This is a genomic window from Pseudomonas tremae (assembly GCF_001401155.1).
Taxonomy (GTDB): domain Bacteria; phylum Pseudomonadota; class Gammaproteobacteria; order Pseudomonadales; family Pseudomonadaceae; genus Aquipseudomonas; species Aquipseudomonas tremae.
The window spans coordinates 1-701 of record NZ_LJRO01000260.1 but is presented as its reverse complement, the minus strand read 5'-3'; the positions used below and the strand labels follow the sequence as shown (position 1 = coordinate 701).

The following is a 701-nucleotide window of genomic DNA, read 5'->3' as shown; positions in this document are numbered from 1 at the left end:
GAAACCCGGGGCGGTTCAAGACGGCTGCTGTCACGACGTTTGGTGGCGATCCACTCGCGGTCATCATCGTCCAGGTGGAAGTAGCGCGCCAGTTCTTCACTGGAAAGTGTCTCTGGATAGCGAGCGTAGCGTTCCCGTTGCGTGGTCGACAGGAAGCTGACGGGCATGCGTTACAGTACATCGGCGCAAAAAGTGGCCGGGGTGACGATCCGCGTACGGCCGATGCTGCCACGTTGCAGCAACCCGGCCCGTCGATCACCGGTTACGAGGTAGTCAGCCTCGCCAGTCACTGCCATCGCGAGCAAAAAGGTGTCATCAGGATCCTCAGCTTCAATGCCCTCCGCCAGAGGCAGTAACGTATCCAGTACGATGGCGCGTTGCATGTTGTTGACCACCGTGCCAACGCGGTGGGCAGGCAAAATAGCCTTGAGCTTCGGATAACGACTTACACGACGCAGCTCGTCGAGCTGGGCCGTTGATGTCACCAGATCGAAACGCTTAGCGCGCCAAGCACGATAAATCGCATCGGGTGCGCCGAGTGGCGAGATCAGTGCGCCGAGCAGGACGTTGGTGTCGAGAATGACCCGCATCAGTGCTCACGCGCCCATTGCACGGCCTCGTCGATGAGATCGGTCAGCTGCGTTTCGCTCATGCCGGCGGCGGCCTTCGCCTGCTCGACAGCTTGTTCCAGTAAATAAGCG

At 59.9% G+C, this 701-nt stretch carries 2 protein-coding genes; both read right to left on the bottom strand.

Translation table 11 applies throughout. The annotated features are described in order from the left end of the window. Nucleotides 1–167 (bottom strand): DUF4158 domain-containing protein (locus ALO43_RS29030; protein WP_157062312.1); only part of this gene is annotated, 167 nt, incomplete at its 3' end. Between the two features lie 3 nt (nucleotides 168–170). Next, complete coding sequence (locus ALO43_RS16115; RefSeq protein ID WP_044324867.1) at nucleotides 171–590, bottom strand: putative toxin-antitoxin system toxin component, PIN family; 420 nt, start codon at nucleotides 588–590, stop codon at nucleotides 171–173. Nucleotides 591–701 lie beyond the last annotated feature (111 nt).

Excerpts from the sequence above, each read along its gene's own strand:
- ALO43_RS16115 (WP_044324867.1), bottom strand. The coding sequence starts at position 590 with ATGCGGGTCATTCTCGACACCAACGTCCTGCTCGGCGCACTGATCTCG.